Source organism: Corallococcus sp. M7 (genome assembly GCF_054512695.1).
Window position 1 is genome coordinate 1097227 of record NZ_CM137252.1, and the last position, 21423, is coordinate 1118649.

The window sequence follows — 21423 nt, forward strand, 5'->3', positions numbered from 1 at the left end:
CCCCTGCCGGGCAGGCTTGTCTGCCCTTCCGGGCATTTTTCTCTCAAGAAACGAACCGCTCGGCGTCTTTAGTCAGGAAAGCCCACCAGTCACTTCGGGGCCTTGTGTCATGGCCAACCTCTTCAACCGGGAAAAGCGCCACTTCGAGGCGTTCATCCAGCGACACCGGCCCAGCCTGCTGGCGGTGGCGCGGCGGTTGTGCGCTCGCGGCGTCCTGGACCCGGAAGACCTGGTCCAGGAGGCCTTCGAGCGGGCGTTGCCGGAGTTTGGCCACCTGAAGGACCGGACGGAGGCGGCGTGCGCGGCGTGGCTGTGCACGACCATGACCAACCGGTTCCTGGACCACTGCCGCCGGCAGCGCACGGAGAGCCGGGGGCTGCCGCACCTGGCGCTGGTGCAGGACCTGCCGGTGACGGGGGATGGGGACAGGGAGAACTGGGAGCTGGTGGGCAACGACGCGTTCCAGGCGGCCATCGAGCAGCTCAAGCCGCACCTGAGGGACGCGTACCGGCTTCACGCGGAAGGCCGCCGCTATCAGGCCATCGCAGAACATTTCAACGTTCCCGTGGGAACCGTGGGCAGCTGGCTGACGCTGGCGCGCCGGGACCTGAGGGAACTGCTCCTCCCGAGCGTCGCGGTGGCCCGGGAGCGGGGGGTCCAGTCATGAACGCGCATTGCACCCGGTTGCACCTCTTCATGGACGGCGAACTGTCCGAGTCCGACGCCGAAGGCTTCCGGAACCACCTGCCGCGCTGTGCCGCCTGCGAGGGCGGCCTCCGGGATCTGCTCCAGTTGGAGCTGCTGGCGGCGCGCGCCCTGGGCACGGGCGCGACGGAAGCGCCGGCCGCGAAGCCGGAGGGCAACGTGGTGTCGCTGGGCGCGTGGGTGCGCAAGAACGCGCGCGTCGTGGCGCCGCTGGCCATGGCCGCCAGCCTCTGCGCCGTCTTCGTGCCGCGCATGATGCCCGCCCAGGACGTGCCGGCGGTCGTCTTCCTGGAGAACCAGACCACCCGCGAGCTGGAGGCCCGCCTGTCTGATCCGCGCGCGGACCAGTGGCGCCGCTACAGCCCCATGCGCGGTGGCGCGGACGGCGTGGAGGCCGGAAAGGGCACGCTGCCGCTGCGTCCGCTGGCGGAGATGGAGGAGCGCAAGGACTTCCGCGGCATCGTCGCGGCCTACGTGCTGCACGGCCAGTGGCAGCAGGCGCAGGCGGTGCTGGCGCGCGAGCCCGCGTCGCTGGCGCGCGACAGCGACCTGGCGGTGGTGGCGCTGCAGGACGGCCGCTACCAGGACGCGCTGGCGCTGCTGGACCCGGTGGTGCGCGCGGATCCGCGCAACCCGCAGGCGCTGTGGAACCGCGGCCTCGCGCTGCGCGCCCTGCACCAGGAGGCCCGCGCCGCGCGTGACTTCGACCAGGTCGCCGCGCTGGGCGAGCCGGGCTGGAGCGACGAGGCGCGCAAGCTGGCGGAAGAGCTGCGGGCCGCCGCCCGCTGAAGCACGCTGGACTTCCCCCGCGCGTCACGAGCGTCCACCACCGGGCGCTCCGCGCGGGGGCCGTGACTCGTTCCTCGGGATGACGTGACAGGCTGCTGGGGTTGTCGGAACACTCCAGGAGCCGTCCATGCCCGAGTCTTCATCCGCCGACTACACGTCCACCCGCCGTGACTTCCGGTGGGAGCGGCCGGCGCACTTCAACTTCGCCACGGACGTCATCGACCGGCACGCGGCCGAGCGGCCCCAGGCCCCCGCGCTCCAGTGGTCCGACGAGTCCGGACGCTCCCAGCGCTTCAGCTTCCAGGACCTGAAGGAGCGCTCGCTGCACGCGGCGCGCTTCCTCACCGGGCTGGGCCTGAAGCGCGGCGACCGGGTCTTCATCCTGATGCCGCGCGTGCCGGAGTGGTGGTTCCTGGTGCTGGGCTGCATCCGCGCGGGCATCGTCTTCATGCCCGGCACGCCCATGCTCACCGCCAAGGACATCCGCTACCGGCTGGAGGCCGCTGGCGCGAAGGCCGTCCTCACCGACGCAAGCTGCCTGGATCGCTTCGAGGGCGTGCCAGGCCAGACCCCCGGCGTGACGACGTGGGTGTCCACTGGCGACGCGCCTGCTCCGTGGACGCGCTACACGCCGGAGGCGCTGGCGGAATCCCAGGCGACGGCGTTCCCGCCCACGCGCTCGGATGATCCGCTGCTCATCTACTTCACGTCCGGCACCACCGGCATGCCGAAGATGGTGCTGCACACCCAGTCCAGCTACGGCCAGGGGCACCTCATCACCGGCCGCTACTGGCTGGACCTGAAGCCGGAGGACCGGCACCTCACGCTCAGCGACACCGGCTGGGCGAAGTGCGCGTGGGGCAAGCTCTTCGGCCCGTGGAGCGTGGGCGCGTGCAACGTCGTCCACGACTTCCGCGGCCGGTTCGACCCCGTGGCCTTCCTGAAGGTGCTGGAGCGGGAGAAGGTCACCACCTTCTGCGCGCCGCCCACCGCGTGGCGCGCGCTGGTGCTCCAGGATTTGAAGGCGGTGGACCTGTCCGCGATGCGCCACTCGCTGAGCGCGGGCGAGCCGCTCAACCCGGAGGTCATCCAGACGTGGAAGGAGGCCACCGGGCTGCACATCCGCGAGGGCTACGGCCAGACGGAGACGGTGGTCATCGTGGGCATCTTCCCCGGCATGGAGCCGCGCGTGGGCTCCATGGGCAAGCCGTCCCCGGGCTTCAACGTGGCCGTCATCGACGAGCACGGCAATGAAGTCGCGGACGGGCAGGAGGGCGACATCGCCGTGCGCGTGAAGCCGGAGCGGCCGGTGGGCCTGTTCGCGGGCTACCTCAACGACGACGCGGCCAACGCCGCCAGCAGCCGGGGGGACTGGTACGTCACCGGTGACCGCGCGGTGCGCGACGCGGACGGCTACCTGTGGTTCGTGGGGCGCTCGGACGACGTCATCAAGACGTCCGGCTACCGCGTGGGCCCCTTCGAGGTGGAGTCCGCGCTGATTGAGCACCCGGCGGTGGCCGAGTCCGCCGTCATCGGCGTGCCGGACGACAAGCTGGGCCACCGCATCAAGGCGTACGTGCTGCTCACGCCGGGGCACACGCCGTCACCCGAGCTCGCGCAGGAGCTGCAGGACTTCGTGAAGAAGACCACGGCGCCCTACAAGTACCCGCGTGAGATTGAGTTCGTCACGGAGCTGCCCAAGACGGTGAGCGGGAAGATCCGCCGCGCCGAGCTGCGCGCCACCCAGAAGAAGTAGGCGGCGCGCAGGGGCAGGGGACGGACTACTTCAGCCAGTCCGAGTGCACGAAGCCGGCGTCGGGCTTGTCCCGGCGCTGGTACGTGTGCGCGCCGAACGCGTCGCGCTGGGCCTGGGTGAGGTTCTGCGGCAGCTCCGGGCTGCGGTAGCTGTCCAGGTACGCCAGGCTGCTGCTGAACACCGGCACGGGGATGCCCGCCTTCGTCGCGACGCCCACGAACCTGCGCCACGCCGGGGCCATCTTGTCCAGCACGGGCGCGAAGGCCTCCGACACCATGAGATTCGGCAGCGTGGGCTGCTGCTGGAAGGACTCGCGCAGCGGGGTGAGCAGCTTCGCGCGGATGATGCAGCCGCCCCGCCAGATGCGCGCCATCTCCGCCAGCGACACGCCCCACTTGTACTCGTCCGACGCCGCCTGGATGAGCCGCATGCCCTGCGCGTACGTCACCACGCGCGCCGCGTAGAGCGCGTCATGCGCCCACTGGGCCAATTCCTTCTTCTCGTCCGAGGACAGGGAGATGTCGGGGCCGTGGAGCTTCTTGCCCGCGGCCACGCGCTCGTCCTTGCGCGAGGACAGGTTGCGCGCGTCCAGCGCGGACGCGATGGAGGGCACCGGCACGCCCAGATCCAACGCCACCTGCACCGTCCACTTGCCCGTGCCCTTCTGGCCGGCCTTGTCCAGCACCAGGTCCACCAGCGGCTTGCCCGTCTCCGGGTCGCGCTTGCGCAGCACCTTGATGGTGGTCTCCAGGAGGAACGACTCGGCGATGCCCTCGTTCCACTTGGAGAACAGGTCGGCGAGCTGCGCGGTGTCCAGGCCCAGGCCGCGGCGGAGCACGTCGTACGTCTCCGCGAGCAGCTGCATGTCCGCGTACTCGATGCCGTTGTGCACCATCTTCACGAAGTGGCCCGCGCCCTCCGGGCCCACGTGGGTGACGCACAGGCCTTCTTCACTGCGCGCGGCGATGGCCTCCAGCACGGGCTGCACCAGCGCGTACGCGTCCTTGGGGCCGCCGGGCATGATGGACGGGCCGTTGCGCGCGCCCTCCTCGCCGCCGGACACGCCGATGCCCAGGAAGTGGAAGCCCTTCTCCTTGCACAGGGCCTCACGGCGGCGCGTGTCCAGGTACCAGGAGTTGCCCGCGTCCATGATGACGTCGCCGGGCGACAAGAGCGGGAACAGCCGGCCCATCATCTCGTCCACGGGGGCGCCGGCGGTGATCATCAGGAGGATGCGGCGCGGGCGCTCCAGGCCGGCGACGAACTTCTCCAGCTCCGGGAAGCCCTGCAGCGCCTGCTTGGGGTTCTCCTGCTGGACCTTCTGGATGCTCTCCGGGTGGCGGTCCCACACGGCGACGCGGAAGCCGTGGTCCGCGATGTTGAGGGCGAGGCTCGCGCCCATCACGCCCATGCCCGCCACGCCGAACTGCGCCGGCTTCGTCTGTTCGCTCATTGTTCCCTCCAGAGGATCCGCCTCACCCGTGGGCGGAGGGGTCCAACATCCACTGCGTGTTCGTCACGTGCGACGCGGGCAGGGACATATCGCCCGCGAGGATGCGCCGCATGGCGTCCCGCTTGCCCTCGCCGGCCACCAGCCCCAGCACCGCCCCCGCGCCCTGAAGCACGGGGAAGGTCAGCGTCATCCGCCACGGCGGCGGCTTGGCGCTCTGCTCCACCGCCAGCACCCGCCGCGTGCGCTCCTGGAGCGCCGGGTGGCCGGGCATGAGGCTCGCGGTGTGGCCGTCCTCGCCCACGCCGATGAGCACCACGTCCAGCTTCGCGGGCAGCGTCTTCTCGTAGTCGCGCGCGGCGGCGTCGCGGTCGGTGCGCTCGCCCTGCATGCGGAACACCTGCGCGTCCGGCAGCTTCAGCGGCTCAATGAGCGACTGCTTCACCAGCAGGTAGTTGCTGTCCTGGTGGTCGGGCGGCACGAAGCGCTCGTCCACGAAGTACACGTCCACGCGCTCCCAGGGGAGCTTGTGGTCCGCGAGCAGCCGGTACGCGGGCTTGGGCGTGTTGCCGCCCGACAGGGCCAGGCTCACGCGGACCTTCGTCGCGAGCGCCCTCTCCAGCTCGCGGGCCATCCAGTCCGCGGCCTCGCGGGCCAGCCGGTCGGAGGGGACGATGAGGGGCTGGCTCATAGCGTGGACCACCGCCGGCCGTTCTTCGCGGGCAGCGCGTCCGCGGCGTCAGGGCCCTTGCTGCCCTTGGCGTAGGTGTGGACCGTGCCGCCTTCGTCCGTCTCCAGCGCCTTCAGGATGGGCGTGATGTAGCCCCACGCCTGCTCCACGCTGTCCTGGCGCGCGAAGAGGGTGGCGTTGCCGCGCATGCAGTCCAGCAGCAGCCGCTCGTACGCCTCCGGCACGGGCTTCTTGAAGCTCTCCGCGTAGTCCATGTCCATGGTGACGCCGCCGATGTTGACGTCCTCGCCGGGGATCTTGGACTCGAAGGACAGCGCGATGCCTTCGTGCGGCTGGATGCGCAGCGTGAGCACGTTGGGCTGCAACCGCTGGCAACTGGCGCCGCTGCCGCTGAACAGGCCCAGGGGCACCGTCTTGAAGTGGATGGACACCTCCGTCAGGCGCTTCTTCAGGTTCTTGCCCGCGCGCAGGTAGAAGGGCACGCCCTGCCAGCGCCACGAGTCGATGTTCATCTTCATCGCCACGTAGGTCGGCGTGCGGGAGCCCTTCTTCACGCCCTTCTCGTCCTGGTATCCCTCGTACTGGCCCACCACCACGTGCTGGGGCACCTCGCCGCCTTCCACGGGGCGCAGCGCGCGGAAGACCTTGTTCTTCTCATCGCGGATGTCCTCCGCGCCGAAGGACACCGGGGGCTCCATGGCGCACAGGGCCAGCACCTGGAGCAGGTGGTTCTGCACCATGTCCCGGATGACGCCCGTCTCGTCGTAGAAGCCGCCGCGGCCCTCCACGCCAATGGCCTCCGCCGCGGTGATCTCCACGTGGTCGATGTGCTGGCGGTTCCAGAGCGGCTCGAAGATGGCGTTGGCGAAGCGGAACACCAGGATGTTCTGCACCGTCTCCTTGCCCAGGTAGTGGTCGATGCGGAAGATCTGCTTCTCGTCCAGCGCCGAGCCCAGCGTCTTGTTGAGGGCCTTCGCGCTCTCCAGGTCGTGGCCGAAGGGCTTCTCGATGATGAGCCGGTGCCAGGGCTTCTGACCGGGCTGCTCCTCGCGCTTGAGCAGGCCCGCGTCCGACAGGCTCTTGATGATCTGCGGGAACGTGGAGGCCGGCGTGGCCATGTAATAGAGTTGGTTGCCGTCCGTCTTGCGGCGCTTCGCGAGGTCCTGGAGCTTCTGGCCCAGGCGCTTGAAGGCCTCCGGATCGTCGTAGCCGCCGGAGGCGGTCTCGATGCTCTCCGTGAAGCGCTTCACCGCGGCTTCATCCAGGGGCTGCGTACGGGCGAACTTCTTCAGGCCCTCCTTCACGTGCTCGCGGAAGGGGCCGTCCTCCAGCTTGGAGCGGCTGTAGGCGACGATGGCGAAGTTCTCGGGGAGCAGGCCGGCGCGGGCGAGCTCGAAGAGGGCGGGGAATAGTTTGCGTTCGGCCAGGTCGCCCGTGGCACCGAAGAGGACCAGGGTGCAGGGGTCCGGGCGCCCCGCGCTGAACACCGGTTCGCCCTCACGGGGATGGGTTTCGATGTGCACTCCCTGCGCGTCCATGCGGTTCTCCCTCCGGGTTCGCCGGGCACCTTAAGGCGCTAATCTGGCGGCCCTGCAAGCGCATTGCAGGAGAATGATGCGGGCCTGACGTCTTGCCTGCCCCGGCGCTCGGGTGCTCCGCCGGTTTGCCCCGGGCTCCGTCGCAGGGCGCGCGGGCAACCGGGCCGGGCGTGGGTGGGCCGCCTGGAACGTGGTACTCCTGGCGGACCGGACGCCTCCGGCGTCGTGCTGAACGGAAGGCGCCTCCTCTCGCATGCGCTACGTCGTCTCGCTGTGGTTCTTCGCGCTGTTCCTCGTCACCGCGCCCCTCCTCTTCACGTTGGGCGCGGTGTTGTTCGTGGTGGCGTATCCGTTGGATCCGAACCGCCAGTGGCTGCACGTGCTGGTGTGCCGGTGGTGCTACGGGCTGTGGCTGCACGCGTCCCCCGGCTGGCGCGTGCGGGTGGAGGGACGGGAGCTGTTGCCCAAGGGGCCGTGCGTCTACGTCGTCAATCACCAGTCGTTCGCGGACATCCTGGCGGTGATGGGGCTGTTCACGCCGTACAAGTTCGTGGCGAAGGCGTCGCTGTTCCGCACGCCGCTGGTGGGCTGGATGATGACGCTCCTGGGCTACGTGCCCATCGTGCGCGGCAGCTCCACGTCCATGGAGCAGCTCCTGGGCCCTTGCCGCCGGTGGCTCCGCAAGGGCATCCCGGTGCTCATCTTCCCGGAGGGCACCTATTCGACCGGGGAGCTCTTGCCCTTCAAGCGCGGCGCGTTCCAGTTGGCGCTGGAGGAGCACGTGCCGGTGGTGCCGGTGCTGGTGCGCGGCACGCGGGAGCTGGTGGATGGGGACGGGCCGTGGATGAGCGCCCGCGCCACCGTCACGGTGCGGGTGATGCCGGCGCTGCCGCCGGAGACGTTCGGGCCGGATTCGGCGGCCCTGGCCACCCGCGTGCGCGAGCAGTACGTGGAGGCGCTCGCGCGGGTGGGCTGAAGCGCCGCCCTCAGGCGTGCTCGGAGCCGGGCAGCTCTTCGTCCCGCAGTGACGCCTCCGCGTGCGGCGTGGCCTCCACGGCGTTCGTCGCGGGCAGCGCGGGCGCGGCCTCGGTGACGGCGCGGGCCAGGTCGTGGGGGGCGCGGATCAACGCCTCCAGCGCGGCGGTGCTCGCGGGGACGCCGCGCTGCTCCACCTGGAGCCAGCCGCCCTTGATGCTCACGCGGCGGTGGCCCTTCAGGCCCAGCAGGCGCTGCCGAACACCCGGCTCCAGGATGACGGGGCGCGCTTCGGGGGCCAGCCCCTCCACCTGGAAGGCCGCGTCCAGCTCCGCGTCGCCAATCGTCTCCTCGCGCGGGGTGGCGGCGCCGGGAAGCTTGTCCTCGGGGCGCTCGTGCTCCAGCAGCAGGTCCGCGGGCAGCGCGCCCTCCAGGTCCAGCCGCAGCACCGTCACGGTGTGGCGCTTCTTGCCGCCCGCGCCGCGCTTGCCCGTGGCCAGCAGCAGGGGCCGTCCCTGATAGCGCCCCTGCACCTCCATCCGCCGCTCCGCGATGGTGAGGCCGTGCGCCTTCGCGAACGCCTCCCACGCGGCGCGCTGGCGGCGCTTGAGTTCGAACAGCGTGGCGAGGACCAGGGCGCCCACGACGAGCAGGGACGCGAGGATGCCGAGCGGGGAGAAGACACCGGAAAGCATGGCGGCGCATTGTGCACTGGCCTCGCGGCGCGTGAACCATCAATCCGATCGCGAATGCACCTCCGCGCGCCGGGCAGGCTTGCTGCATGAGGTGCGTGGACCTGCGGAAGGAACGCCGCGCGAGCGCAAACGTGTGGAATCTCACGGGGCTCGCGCTTCTTCGCGCGGACCCTGCGCATGCGTCGGTGAAGTGCACGCATGGCGCAGGGCTCCCATGCCACGGGTGTGCCCTCGCGGGTGGGCCCTGGCCGCGTGGCGAGGCTCCGTGGCGCGTGGGGTGGGGAGGATGGGACGCGTCGGGCAGGCCACGGATGCAAGCGCGCGGAATGACGCCCTTTTTCGACAATGTCAGAGGGGGCGGGTAAGGGAGCGAGGGCTCGCCGCTTGGAGTCGGGGATGGGACCGGGGGAGGCTGCCCGGCCCGCACCCGCCACCGGGCCACGAGGGAGGGTGAACGCCGGATGCGCCTGCTGCACACGTCGGACTGGCACCTGGGCCACACGCTGTATGACGTCTCACGGGAAGTGGAGCACGCCGCGTTCCTGACGTGGCTGTTGGACACGCTGGAGTCCCAGGAGGTGGATGCGCTCCTGGTGGCCGGGGACATCTTCGACACGGCCAACCCCAGCGCGGAAGCGCAGGCGGCCTGGTACCACTTCATCGCGCGTGCCCGGCGCACGCTGCCGAAGCTGGACGTGGTGGTGGTGGGCGGCAACCACGACTCCGCCGCGCGCCTGGACGCGCCGGATCCGCTGTTCCACGCCCTGGGCGTGCGCGTGGTGGGCGGCCTGCCGCGCCACCGGGGCGGACTGGAGATGGAGCGGCTGGTGGTGCCGGTGCATGACGCGCGCGGCAAGGTGGGCGCGTGGGTGGCGGCGGTGCCGTACCTGCGGCCCTCGGACCTGCCGTCCGTGCCGGACAGTGAAGGGGACCGGCTGGTGGAGGGCGTGCGCTCCGTCTACGCGGAGGTGCTGGAGGCGGCGCGCAGGCGGCGGCGGTCCGGGCAGGCGCTGGTGGCCATGGGCCATTGCTACATGACGGGCTCGGAGTTGTCGGAGCTGAGCGAGCGGAAGATTCTCGGCGGCAACCAGCATGCGCTGCCGGTGGACCTGTTCCCGGAGGACGTCGCGTACGCGGCGCTGGGGCATCTGCACAAGGCGCAGCGCGTGGGTGGCCGCGAGGGCGTGCGCTACAGCGGCTCTCCGCTGCCGCTGTCGCTGTCGGAGGCGCACTACCGGCACCAGGTGCTGGTGCTGGACGTGGAGGACGGAGCGCTGACGCAGGTGCGTCCGCTGTCGGTGCCTCGCACCACGGACATGATGCGGGTGCCCGCGCGGGCCGCGGCGCCGCTGTCGGAGGTGCTGGAGCTGCTGGCGGCGCTGCCCGCGTACGAAGCGGGGGCGCCGGAGTCGATGCGGCCGTACCTGGAGGTCTGCGTGTCGCTGCCCCGGCCGGAGCCGGCGCTGCGCCACAAGGTGGAGAAGGCGCTGGAGGGACGGGCGGCGCGGCTGGTGAAGCTGACGCCGTTCTACACGGGCACGGGCGGGGCGCTGGCGGACGTGCGGCCGGGGTTGTCGCTGCGGGAGCGCACGCCGGAGGACGTGTTCCTCGCCCGCTATGCGCGGGACTTCAAGGAGGCGCCCTCGCCGGGGTTGCTGGAGTCGTTCCACGCGCTGCTCACGCAGGTGCAGGAGGACGCGTCGTGAAGATTCTGGCGATTCGCGGCAGCAACCTCACGAGCTTCGCGGGAGACTTCGCGCTGGAGCTGGATCGGGCGCCGCTGGACCGGCTGGGGTTGTTCGCCATCTCCGGCGCGACGGGGGCGGGGAAGAGCACGCTGCTGGATGCGCTGTGCCTGGCGCTGTTCGACCGCACGCCCCGCCTGGGTGGGCCCAGCAAGGTGCTGGTGGGCCGAGCGGACGAGGACGAGGAGGCGCGGCTGTCCGCGTACGACGTGCGCGGCATGCTGCGGCGCGGGGCGGGCAAGGGCCACGCGGAGGTGGACTTCCTGGGCAAGGACGGGCGGCGGTACCGGGCCCGGTGGAACGTGTGGCGTGCGCGCGAGCGCGCGGAGGGGCGCTTCCGGCCGCAGGAGCTGAGCCTGACGGACGTGGCCTCGGGACAGGTGTTCGGCCGCACCAAGGGCGAGGTGCTCCACGCGATTCAAGAGCGGCTGGGGCTGTCGTTCGATCAGTTCCGGCGCTCGGCGCTGCTGGCGCAGGGGGAGTTCGCGGCGTTCCTGCGCGCGGACGCGAACGAGCGCGCGGAGCTGCTGGAGCGGATGACGGGCACGGAGGTGTACAGCCGCCTGTCCATCGCGGCGCACGAGAAGAACGCGAAGGAGCAGGAGGAGCTGAAGCGGTTGTCGCAGGGGCTCGCGGCCATCGCGCTGATGTCGGACGCGGATCGCGAGGGCGTGCGCGTCCAGTTGGGCGAGGAGGAGGCGGCGCGGATCCGCGAGGAGACGCGGTCGCGCGAGGCGGAGGCGGCCCGGTCCTGGTACGCGCAGCGCGCGGAGTTCGTGGGGCAGGAGCAGCAGGCCGAGAACGCGGTGGCCCGGGCGGAGTCGGAGCGGGAGGCGGCGGCGCCTCGCGAGGCCTTGCTGGAGTCGGTGCGCGCGGCGGAGGGGTTCCGCGCGGTGGTGTCCGCGGTGGAGGCCGCGGAGCAGGGCTGCGTGAGGGCGGAGGCCGAGCAGTTGGAGCGGGCCTCGCAGGCGGAGGCGGCGCTCGCGGCGGCGGCGGCGCAGCGGCAGGTGCGGATGCAGGCGGAGGCCGCGCGGGCGGCGGCGCTGGAGGCGGAGGCGTCGGTGCGTCCGGCGCTGGAGGAGGCCGCGACGCTGGACACGCGCCGCGCGGAGGCGGAGCGCGAGGCCCGTGAGGCCGCGGAGCTGGCGAAGCAGGCGAAGGCCGCGGAGGCGTCGGCTCGGGATGCGCTGGCGCTGGTGCAGGCGGCGGAAGCGAAGGCCCAGGTGCTGGTGGACGCGGCCGAGGCGTGGCGCGCGTCGCACGCGAGCTGGGAGTCCCTGGCCACGGAGTGGCCCCGCTGGCAGCGCGAGCTGGAGCGCTTCGCGGTGGCGCTGAAGGATGAGCAGGCGGCGGGCGCGGACGCGGACCGTCTGGGGAAGGACGCGGACCGTCTGGGCAACGAGGCCCAGGCGCGCCGTGAGGAGCACCAGGGCGCGGTCGAGTCGGAAGCGCAGGCGCAGGCCCTGGCGACGCACGCGGAGGCCGCGCTGGGCGAGGATGGCGGCGCGGCGAGGCGGGCGCTCCGGGAGGCGCTGCTGGCGCGCCAGGAGGTCCTGGGGGCGCTGACGCTCGCGGGTGAAGGCGCTCGGGCGGAGGGCACGGCGGAAGGTGACGCGGCGGCGGAGGTGAAGGCGCACCGCGAGGTCTCCCAGCGCGCGGCGGAGGAGGCGAAGGACGCGGCGGCGCGACGGGCAACGCAGGAGGCGATGCTCCACGAGGCGCGCCGTGCGCAGTCACGCGCGGAGGCAACGCAGGGCCTGGCCTCGCACCGGGCCGCGCTGCACGAAGGTGAGCCGTGTCCGCTGTGTGGCGCGCTCGAACATCCGTATGCCCGGGAGGCTTCCGCGCTGGAGGGGTTGGTCGCGGAGACCGCGGCCCGGGTGCTGGAGCTGGAGTCCGCGCGGGATGCCGCGGCGAAGCAGGAGAGCGCGGCGAGCGTGCGGCAGGCGACCGCGGACACGGCCGCGACCCAGGCCGAAGCCCGGCGCGACACGGCGGCCCGCAAGCGCACGGCGCACCGTGAAGCCTGGCGCGCGGCGCGCGAACGGTGGACCCGCGCGGCCCCCGCCGCACCGGATGCCAGTGCATCGCCTCCCGAGGACGCGGAGGCCACCACGGCTCAGACGTGGATCCGCGCCGCTCAGGAGGACGTGCGCGCGCGGCTCGCGACCCTTCGTGATGAAGAGGCTTCCGCGGAAGCTCGCGCCAGTGCTGCTCGTGAAGCCCGGGCCCTGCTGGAGACCCGGCGCACCCGGCGCGAAGGCGCGGCCGATGCCCTTCGCAAGGCCGAGGACGCCTGGACCCGCGCGGCCCAGTCCCACCGGGATGCGCTGCTTCGCCGGGACACCGCCCGCGATGCCCGCGAGCGCGCCCTCGCCGAAGTGTCCCCTCCGTTCGCCAACGAGACCGCCCCCTGGAAGGACAAGCTCGCGGAGGATCCCGTGCGCTTCCAGGGCCAGTGCCTGGCGCGCGTGACGAAGTGGCGCGAGAAGCTCGCGGAGCTGGAGGCCTCTCGCAAGCGCCTGGAGGAGCAGCAGGGCCTGCGTGCCCGTGAAGAGGTCCGCCTCCAGTCCCGGCTCGAGGACGCACAGACCGCCGTCCACCGCGCGGGCCTCAAGGACACGGCCTTCCAGGACGCGTCCAGGGCCCGCGCCCGGCTGCTCCAGGGCCGCCCCACGCAGGAGGTGCGCGCGGAGGTCCAGGCGCGCATCGACGCCGCCCAGGCCACCTACGAGCGCGCCCGCGAGGACTCCGAGTCCCTCCAGCAGGCGGAGAAGGTGGCCACCGCCCGCGCCGAGGACGCCGTGCGCCTGCGCACCGAGGCCGCCCTCGCCCTCGACCGCGCCCAGGCCGTCCTCACGGAACGCCTCGCCGGCCACGGCACCACCCTGGAGCAACTCAAGGCCCTGCTGTCTCGCGGCGCCGCCTGGTGCGACTCGGAGGCCCGCGCGCTCAACGCCCTGCGCGAGTCCGTGGCCCAGGCCCGCGCCGTCCTCGTGGAGCGTCGCGAGCGCCGCGTCCGCCATGAGGCCTCCGGGCTTCCTTCGCTCGCGGAAGCGGACGTCGCGGAGCTCTGTGAACGCCTGCGCACCGACGTGGAGGTGCGCCGCAGTGCGGAGGGCCTGCTGCGCGCGAAGCTGATCCACGACGACGACGCCCGCGCCCGCCATGGCGCGGAGGCCCGGGCCCTGGAGCAGCGCCGCGCCGACGCGGAGGTCTGGAAGACGCTGGGCGACCTCATCGGTTCGCACGACGGAAAGAAGTTCAAGGTCTTCGCCCAGAGCCTCACCCTGGACGCGCTGCTGCTGCACGCCAACGCGCACCTGCGCGAGCTGGCCCGCCGCTACCGCCTGGAGCGCGTGCCCGGCCACGACCTGGACCTCCAGGTGGTGGACGGCGACATGGGCGACGAGGTCCGCAGCGTGGCCAGCCTCTCCGGCGGCGAGAGTTTCCTCGTGTCGCTCGCGCTCGCGCTGGGCCTGGCCTCGCTGTCGTCGGAGACGACGCAGGTGGAGACCCTCTTCATCGACGAGGGCTTCGGCACGCTCGACCCGGAGACGCTGGAGGTCGCGCTCGCCACGCTCGACGCGCTCCAGGCCACCGGCCGCCAGGTGGGCATCATCTCCCACGTGAGCGGGCTCGCCGAGCGCATCGGCGTGCAGGTGCGCGTGGTGAAGCAGGGCGGCGGCCGCAGCAAGCTCGTCGTGGAAGGCGATGCGGGGAGGATCGTCCCCTCGGATCAGCAGGTGGCGTAGCTCAGCCCGTCACCGGCTCCGCGCCCATCAGGCCGCGCACCACCGCGGCCACGGCCAGCGGCGTCGCCACGCGGTCGTCGCTCAGCGCCGCCAGCGCCCGCGCGAACTGCTCCGCGGAGGAGAAGCGCTGCGACGGGTGCGGCGCGAGCGCCCGGTCCAACACCAGCGCCAGCGGATCCGACACCTCCGGCGCCACCATGCGCACGGGCGTCAGCCGCATGCCCCGGATGGAGGCCTCCACCTCCTCGGCCGTCCCTTCTTCGTAGGGCGACTCCAGGGACAGCAGCTCGTACAGCAGCACCGCCGCCGCCCACAGGTCCACCGCCACGGAGACCTCACCGGCCAGGAGCTCCGGCGAGCGGTAGTTCTGCTTGCCCACCCGCCGCAGGTCCACCTCCATCCCCGCGCGCGAGCGGGCCACGCCGAAGTCCGCCAGCTTCACCTCTCCGCCACGCGACAGGAGCACGTTGTGCGGAGACACATCGCAGTGCACCACCGCCAGCGGCAGGCCCTTGGAGTTGGTGGCCTTGTGCGCGTACGCCAGCGCCTCCAGCACGTGGCGCACCATCATCACGGAGATGTCGATGGGCAGCTCGATGCGCCGGCGCCGGCACTGCGCCAGCACGCGCCCCAGGTCCGTGCCGTCCACCAGCTCCAGCGCCAGGTAGGGCCCGTCCGCCAGCTCGCCGTACTCCCGGAAGCCCACGATGTGTGGATGATCCAGGCACCGCGCCAGCTCCCCCTCGTGCAGGAGCTGCTCGCGCGCCTCCGCGTCCCGCAGGCGCTCCGGCCGCACGCGCTTGAGGGCCACCTCCTCGCCCGCATGCGGGCCTTGAAGCATCCGCGCGCGGAACACCTCCGCGTTGCCGCCGCGCCCCAGCCGCGAAAGCAACTGGAAGCGGCCCAGGTCGCGCGGCCACTCGGGTGTCTTGCCTTCCTCCAACGTCACGCCTTCTCTCCGGCGAGGCTCGCCAGGTATCCGTCCAGCGTCGCCGCGAAGGTGGCGTCGTCGCTCAGGAAGGCCAGCCCCACGCCCCCGGTGTACTGCTCGTCCACCACATGCACCACCAGCGCCTCGCCCTGCAACCGCTGGCCGTTAGGCAGCTTCACGTCCACGGTGACGACGCTGTCCTGCGGCGGGCGGTGCGCCGTGCGCACGAACAGTCCCCCGTTGCTGATGTTCAGCGCGTGCTCGCGCACGAAGTCCAGCTCCGTGCGGAACTCCATCTCCAGCTTCACCGCGAAACGCCGGGCCCGGCGCTGGGGCTCCTCACCCGCGGGGGGCTGCGCGGGCGGATCCGACGGCGATGATCCCTCGGAGGAGCCCGTCCGCGGCGCGCCTGCGTCTCCCGTGGGAGCGGCCAGCGGCGCGGGCGGTGCTTCGGATGGCGGCGTCCTCGGCGCGGACGGGGCGGGCAGGGGACCTCGCGCGGCCAGCGCCTCCAGGTGCTGCCGCAACTCCTGCGCGGCCTGCGTGCGCTCATTGCCGTTGAAGGGCGTGCCGCCCGCCAGCGTGCGCGAGCGCAGCGCGTCCCGCTCCGCCTTGGGCAGCCGCCACAGCTCCACGAACGTGCCGCCGCTCTTGCGAACCTCTTCGCCCAGCCGCTCCACCGCCGCGCGCGGATAGCCGGGCACCTCCACCTTCACCTCCAGCGCGCCGGCCTCGTCGCGAAACGCCACCACGAGCTGCATCGACTGCGCGGACGGCAGAAGCCCGCCCAGGCCCTCCACGACAGCCGCCGCCTTCTCAGGCGAAGCCGCTTCCCCCCAGACCGCCGCAAGACCGAACACAGGCACGGGGCGGACGATAACCGAGCCCTCCTGGCCTCCGTAAAGACAGTGCAGTCGGAAACAGGCGGCAGCGGTGAACGCCGAGTTTACGAATCGTGATTCCACCTCCGTCCCAGGGCGTACCTACATCGGCATTGGGCGCGCATCCCTTTATGCTGCGGGTGTTCTCCGTAACCCCCCTTCCCGGAGTGCTGACCCGTTATGCGCAATTGGATCCGACTCTTCTCCGGCACGCTGCTCGCCGCCACGCTCATGGCGGGCTGCGGCGGCTCTGACCCGGACCCAGGCCCAGGCCCCGGCCCAGGCCCCACCAACGACGGAGGCCCGGGAGACGACGCCGGCGTCGACGCGGGCTTTGATGCCGGCTACGTCGAGGACGCGGGCGTCATCATCGACCCAGACCCCGACCCGGGTGAAGTCCCCGTCAACCCGTATGATCCGAACAACGCGACGAAGGACTCGGACTGCGACGGCCTGACGGACCAGGAGGAGTTCTCCACGGTCTACGCCGGCGGCCTGAAGACGAAAGCGGGCCTGCGCGACACGGACGGCGACGGCATCCGCGACGGCGTGGAGGTTGGCCGTACGTCCAGTGTCAGCACGGACCCGAGCTGCAACTTCCGCGCGGACCAGGACCCCACCACGCGCACCTCGCCGGTGAAGGCGGACACGGACGACGACGGCATCCCGGACGGCCTGGAGGACGCCAACCGCAACGGCAAGCGCGACCTCACGGAGACGGACCCCAACACGGCGGACTCCGACGGTGACGGCATCCCGGACGGCGTGGAGGACGCGAACAAGAACGGCTCGGTGAGCCCCGGTGAGACGGATCCCCGCCTGCGCGACACGGACGGCGACGGCCTGCCGGACGGCCTGGAGAAGTCGACGGGCACGGATCCGCTCAAGCCGGACTCGGACGGCGACACCTGCTCGGACGGCGCCGAGGACGTGAACAAGAACGGCAAGGTGGACCCGGGCGAGACGGATCCGCGCAAGGCGGACTGCGCCGCGTCCATCCCCGACGCGGACTTCGACGGCATCCCGGACTCCGTCGAGAACGCCACCGGCACCAACCCGAACAGCGCCGACACGGACGGCGACGGCGTGGCGGACGGCGTGGAGGACACGAACAAGAACGGCCGCGTGGACTCCGGTGAGACCGACCCGCGCCTGACCGACACCGACTGCGACGGGCTCCAGGACGGCGCCGGCCGCAACGGCTTCCTCGGTGAGGACCCCAACTCCAACGGCCAGGTGGACCCCGGCGAGACGGATCCCACCAACCCGGACACGGACGGCGACGGCCTGCTGGACGGCGTGGAGCGTGGCGTGGCCACGGGCGCGGCCCCGCGCAACAACTGCGGCTACGTGGGTGACGCGGATCCGGCGACGAAGACGGACGCCACCAAGGCGGACACCGACGGCGACGGCATCCCGGACGGCGCGGAGGACTCCAACCAGAACGGCAAGGTGGACCCCGGCGAGCTCAACCCGCTGGACCCCAAGGACGGCGCGGCCACCACGCCCGCGGGCAAGGCGTGCACCGTGCAGAACCTGCGCACGGTGACCTTCAAGGAGGACAGCGGCGCGGACATCCGGCTCGCGCTGCCCAACACCTTCAAGGACGCCAACCTCCTCAGCCTGAAGGCCAACGGCCAGACCGTGGGCGTGATGGGCTATGACGACACGAAGCAGGTGACGTTCATCGCGTACAAGCGCGGTCAGGTGGGCACCTCCACCACGCCCTCCACCGATGAGTCGGCCATCCGCGCCGGCACGGCGCTCCTGTCGCCGGCGGACGTGGAGTTCACGCAGACGTTCACCACCTGGGACGGCTTCCCCGCGGCGGTCTCCCGCTACGCGCTGGCCGGCACGACGGAGCTGAAGGCGTTCACCAACTCGCTGGCGCGCCAGCTGGTGCCCAACAGCACGGAGACGCTCGGCGGCACGGCGGGCATCAACGGCCCGTTCAAGATCCAGGCGCAGTACGTGCACCGCTCCAACCAGAGCGTCGTGGTGGTGCTCGCCATCACGCCGGCGGCCCGCTACAACGAGGCGGGCAGCCTCTTCACGACGGCGGACACGGCGGGCGGCTCCGCGCTGGCGCAGTTCGGTGACGCGGACGCGGTGCAGTGCGAGGTCTTCACCGGCAACACGGCCGTGGTGGACTTCCTCTTCGTGGTGGACGACTCCGGCTCCATGGCGTCGTCGCAGACGTCGCTGGCGAACGCGGGCACGGCGGTGGCCAACAAGCTGGGCAACGCGACGCTGGACTGGCGCGTGTCCATGGTGACCACCAGCTACACGGTGGGCAGCAGCGCCAACCGCAACGTCATCCGCCCCTTCACCACCAACATCAACCAGTTCAAGGCGTGGCTGACCCAGAACGCGGTGTGCAACAACAGCGTGTGCGCGGTGAAGGGTGGCACCACCCAGAACCCGACGTACACGCCGCTGCCCAACACCACCTGCACGGCCAACACCAACTGCTGGGTGGGCCTGGCCGGTGACGGCAGCGAGCGTTCGCTGGAGGCGGCGCGCAAGGCCATCAACGACATGGCCGCGTCCACGGGCGGCGCGGAGACGAAGCTGCGTCCGGGCGCCAAGGTGGTGGTGGTCATCCTCACGGACGTGAAGGACCAGTCCACGGACACGGTGGCCAACTACATCTCGTACTTCCTCAACACCGGCACCACGTCCGGCACCACGAGCAACCCCACGGGCCAGTCCATCCAGGTGCACGGCATCATCTGCCCGCCGGACGGCGGCCAGTGCTACTCGGGTGAGGACAACACGAACCCGCGCCACCTGGACGTCATCCAGGCCACGGGCGGCGTGTCCGGCAGCATCCGGGACAACACCTCCATCACCAACACCATCAACGCCATCGTGGACAGCGTCATCGCGTCGGTGGGTTACCGCACGCTCAAGCCGCCGATTGGCGCGTCGCTGAAGGTCGCGGTGGAGGCGGTGGTGGATCCGGCCGTCTGCCCCAGCATCGGGGACCTGCCGCGCAGCCGCACCAACGGCTTCGACGTGGACGGCATCAACCGCACCGTGTCCTTCTACGGCGCCTGCCGTCCGAAGGAGTCCGGCAAGACGCAGGCGGCGCTGTCGTACCGCTACTGGATCGACCGCACCGTCAAGCCGGACGGCAACCCGCCGCCCTGCGCGTCCGACACGCAGTACTACGACCCGAACGACCCGGACTTCTGCAAGGGCAAGCTCGCCTGCAACCGCACCACGGACAAGTGCGAGTGCCCGGCGGACTGCGGTGGCACGGCCCCCGCCGGCCAGGTGTGCAACACCGACCGCGCGGTCTGTGACTTCACCTGCGCGCCGGACTGCGGCGGCACGTGCGGCACCTTCGAGACGTGCAACACGGGCACCTGCTCGTGCAGCTGCGTGCAGTCCGCGTCCTGCGCGGCGGGCTACAAGTTCGACAACAACGCCTGCGGCTGCGTCTGCGACACGGCGGCCCTCAACTGCGGCAACAGCTCCGCCGCCAACGCGGAACTGTGCGCCTGCGTCTGCAAGCCGGACTGCGGCGGCTGCGCGCCGGGCTTCACCTGCAACGTCAGCGCGTGCGTCTGCGAGAAGCCCATCGGCTAGGCCGTGAATGAAAACGCGCTCCCGGTGCCTCATGGACCGGGAGCGCGGCGCTCAAATCCGAAGCCCCCGCTCCGCGACACCCCTTCAAGGGGGAAGCGGGCCGGGGGCTTCTTCTTTCCCCGCTACTTCACCGCGGCCAGATTCGGAGGCGCGCTGGCGGCGCGGTAGACGGGGTAGAGGCCCAGGCGCTCATCCCAGGTCGGGTGGCGCTCGGCGAAGAAGCGCAGCCGGGCGCGCGGGTCCTTGGCGAACGTGGGGTCCTTCAGGCGCTCCTGGAACGCGGCCTTCACGCCCGCGTCCTTCGCCAGGAGCTCGCGGGCCCAGGGCTCCAGCACGTAGTCCTCGATGTATTCCTTCTGCTCGAAGTGGGCGTTGAAGAAGCCCCACGCCAGCAGCGAGTCCGGCCCCGCGGGCTCGAAGAGGTGCGCCACCAGCTCCACGTTCTTCTGCGCCACCGGCACGTAGAGCGTCCCCACGGGCAGGTCCTGCGTGTCCGGCTTCCACTCGCCCTTCGCGGTGAGGCCCTGGTGGCTTTCGTTGGAGCGCACCTGGAGCTGGAAGTCCTTCGAGTGGAACGACTCCACCTTCGCCGCGGGCACCGCGCGGGTGAGGCGCTGGAACGCGATGCCGTGCGCGGCCAGCTTCGGCGCGATCCACGCGGCGTGCGCGGCGGACACCAGGTAGCCGCCCTCGGGCAGCTTCGCGGTGACGGCGGGCTCCACGTCCGGCAGGTACGGCACCTTCCACGTCTGGGGCTGCGTGTCGTCGTAGCGGATGTATGGCTGGCCGGAGACGTCCGACGGCAGGCGCTCGTAGGCGTAGCCCTTGAACGCGATCGCCTCGCGCTTGGACGTGTTCTTCCAGCCGAGCACCACCTCACGCACCTGTCCGGCCACGGCCTTCTGGTCCTCCGCCTTCACGGCGGCCAGCAGCGCGGCGCCGTCGCGGGACACGAGCTTCAGGAGGCCTTCCAGCACGTCGCGGGTGGCCTTCACGCGCTGGGCGTAGTTCTTCCAGGAGTGCGTCTCCACGAGCACGCCGAAGCGGTGGTGGACGGACCAGAAGGCCTGGCTGAAGCGCGGCGGGGGGACGCCGTAGGCGAAGCCGCTGGTGGGGTCGTCGTCCACGATGAAGGACGGGTAGAAGCGCAGCGGCTGGTGCCCTTCCTTGGTGAGGCCGGTGAAGAGCTCGTCCACCAGCTTCGTGCCCAGCTCCCGCATCGCGGGCGGGCCGGACTTCTGGGGCTCCAGGCTCACGGACACGTCGGGTTCGAACTTCGCGCCGTCCGTGACGTGCAGGTCCACGTAGACGAGCGGGTCCCACGCGTTGAGGTACTTGAGCAGCAGCACCATCTCCGGTGCGTCCGCCTTCACGTAGTCGCGGTTGAGGTTGAGGTTCTGGGCGGTGACGCGGAAGCCCATCTCCTCCGGGCCCACCTGGTTGGGGCGGTGGTTGGGGTTGAAGCGCTCATGGCCATCCACGTTGAAGACGGGGACGAAGACGGCGGTGACGCCCTTGAGCAGGTCCGGCACGGAGGCCCGGTTCTGGAGCGCGTCGCGCAGGAGCCAGTAGCCGGCGTCCTTGCCGTCGATTTCACCCGCGTGGATGCCGCCCTGGAAGAAGACGACGGGCCGCCCCTTCTTGCGCGCGGCGTCCGCGGTGAGCGTGCCGTCCTGGCTGACGACGAGCGCCACCATGGGCCGGCCCTCCGGCGTGGTGCCCAGCGTGTCGCAGCGGGCCTTGCCGGGGAACGCCTTGGGGAAGGCGCGGCAGAGGCTCTCTGCTTCCGCGTAGCGGCCGGTGCGCTTCCAGCCGCTCTGCTCGGAGAGGGTGGTGAGTGGGGGAGGGGCCTGCGTGAGGACCAGGGCGGCGAGGGTGGGCAGGAGCATGCCCGCTTGAGACCACAAGCCCCGCCAGC

At 71.5% G+C, this 21423-nt stretch carries 14 protein-coding genes; 7 read left to right on the forward strand and 7 right to left on the reverse strand.

Features of this window, described 5'->3' with window-relative positions; translation table 11 throughout:
• The first annotated feature begins 109 nt into the window (after nucleotides 1–109).
• The 3 genes from ACX114_RS04600 (at nucleotide 110) to ACX114_RS04610 (ending at nucleotide 3250) form a co-directional block, all read left to right on the forward strand.
• Complete coding sequence (locus tag ACX114_RS04600; protein ID WP_459295104.1) at nucleotides 110–667, forward strand: RNA polymerase sigma factor; 558 nt, start codon at nucleotides 110–112, stop codon at nucleotides 665–667.
• Complete coding sequence (locus ACX114_RS04605; protein ID WP_459295106.1) at nucleotides 664–1494, forward strand: zf-HC2 domain-containing protein; 831 nt, start codon at nucleotides 664–666, stop codon at nucleotides 1492–1494. Before ACX114_RS04600 ends, ACX114_RS04605 begins: the two co-directional genes overlap by 4 nt.
• 127 nt (nucleotides 1495–1621) lie before the next feature.
• Entirely contained in the window at nucleotides 1622–3250 is a 1629-nt protein-coding gene (locus tag ACX114_RS04610; protein ID WP_459295108.1) for an acyl-CoA synthetase, read from the forward strand.
• A gap of 25 nt (nucleotides 3251–3275) precedes the next feature.
• Here the strand turns inward: ACX114_RS04610 and gndA are convergent, their stop codons facing one another.
• From gndA to zwf, 3 genes are read right to left on the reverse strand one after another with little or no spacing between them, the layout of a single operon-like run.
• A complete protein-coding gene (gene gndA / locus ACX114_RS04615; protein ID WP_459295110.1) occupies nucleotides 3276–4703 on the reverse strand; it encodes an NADP-dependent phosphogluconate dehydrogenase in 1428 nt (475 codons plus the stop codon).
• A gap of 22 nt (nucleotides 4704–4725) precedes the next feature.
• On the reverse strand, nucleotides 4726–5391 hold the full coding sequence (gene pgl, locus ACX114_RS04620) for a 6-phosphogluconolactonase (RefSeq protein ID WP_459295112.1): 666 nt from the start codon (nucleotides 5389–5391) through the stop codon (nucleotides 4726–4728).
• Entirely contained in the window at nucleotides 5388–6929 is a 1542-nt protein-coding gene (gene zwf, locus ACX114_RS04625; protein ID WP_459295114.1) for a glucose-6-phosphate dehydrogenase, read from the reverse strand. Before zwf ends, pgl begins: the two co-directional genes overlap by 4 nt.
• A 253-nt stretch (nucleotides 6930–7182) precedes the next feature.
• Here zwf and ACX114_RS04630 point away from each other — a divergent pair, with 253 nt between their 5' ends.
• Nucleotides 7183–7905, forward strand: a complete 723-nt coding sequence (locus tag ACX114_RS04630) for a lysophospholipid acyltransferase family protein (protein ID WP_459295116.1) — start codon at nucleotides 7183–7185, stop codon at nucleotides 7903–7905.
• A gap of 10 nt (nucleotides 7906–7915) precedes the next feature.
• Here the strand turns inward: ACX114_RS04630 and ACX114_RS04635 are convergent, their stop codons facing one another.
• Nucleotides 7916–8599 carry a hypothetical protein gene (locus tag ACX114_RS04635; RefSeq protein ID WP_459295118.1) on the reverse strand — a complete coding sequence of 228 codons (684 nt, stop codon included), beginning with the start codon at nucleotides 8597–8599 and terminating at the stop codon, nucleotides 7916–7918.
• 461 nt (nucleotides 8600–9060) lie between these two features.
• Between ACX114_RS04635 and ACX114_RS04640 the strand changes: the two genes are divergently transcribed.
• Nucleotides 9061–10305: an exonuclease SbcCD subunit D C-terminal domain-containing protein gene (locus ACX114_RS04640; protein WP_459295120.1), complete on the forward strand. Its 1245-nt coding sequence runs from the start codon at nucleotides 9061–9063 to the stop codon at nucleotides 10303–10305.
• A complete protein-coding gene (locus ACX114_RS04645; protein WP_459295122.1) occupies nucleotides 10302–14099 on the forward strand; it encodes an AAA family ATPase in 3798 nt (1265 codons plus the stop codon). The genes ACX114_RS04640 and ACX114_RS04645 overlap by 4 nt, the downstream gene beginning before the upstream one ends.
• A gap of 1 nt (nucleotide 14100) precedes the next feature.
• Here the strand turns inward: ACX114_RS04645 and ACX114_RS04650 are convergent, their stop codons facing one another.
• Nucleotides 14101–15048, reverse strand: a complete 948-nt coding sequence (locus ACX114_RS04650) for a serine/threonine-protein kinase (protein WP_459295124.1) — start codon at nucleotides 15046–15048, stop codon at nucleotides 14101–14103.
• Nucleotides 15045–15830 (reverse strand): TIGR02266 family protein, encoded by a 786-nt coding sequence (locus ACX114_RS04655; RefSeq protein ID WP_459295126.1) that lies wholly within the window; start codon nucleotides 15828–15830, stop codon nucleotides 15045–15047. The genes ACX114_RS04650 and ACX114_RS04655 overlap by 4 nt, the downstream gene beginning before the upstream one ends.
• Before the next feature lie 261 nt (nucleotides 15831–16091).
• On the opposite strand from ACX114_RS04655, the gene cglD reads away from it, so the two are divergent.
• Nucleotides 16092–19505 (forward strand): adventurous gliding motility lipoprotein CglD, encoded by a 3414-nt coding sequence (gene cglD, locus ACX114_RS04660; protein WP_459295128.1) that lies wholly within the window; start codon nucleotides 16092–16094, stop codon nucleotides 19503–19505.
• A gap of 122 nt (nucleotides 19506–19627) precedes the next feature.
• Here the strand turns inward: cglD and ACX114_RS04665 are convergent, their stop codons facing one another.
• On the reverse strand, nucleotides 19628–21394 hold the full coding sequence (locus ACX114_RS04665) for a M14 family zinc carboxypeptidase (protein WP_459295130.1): 1767 nt from the start codon (nucleotides 21392–21394) through the stop codon (nucleotides 19628–19630).
• Nucleotides 21395–21423: the final 29 nt, after the last annotated feature.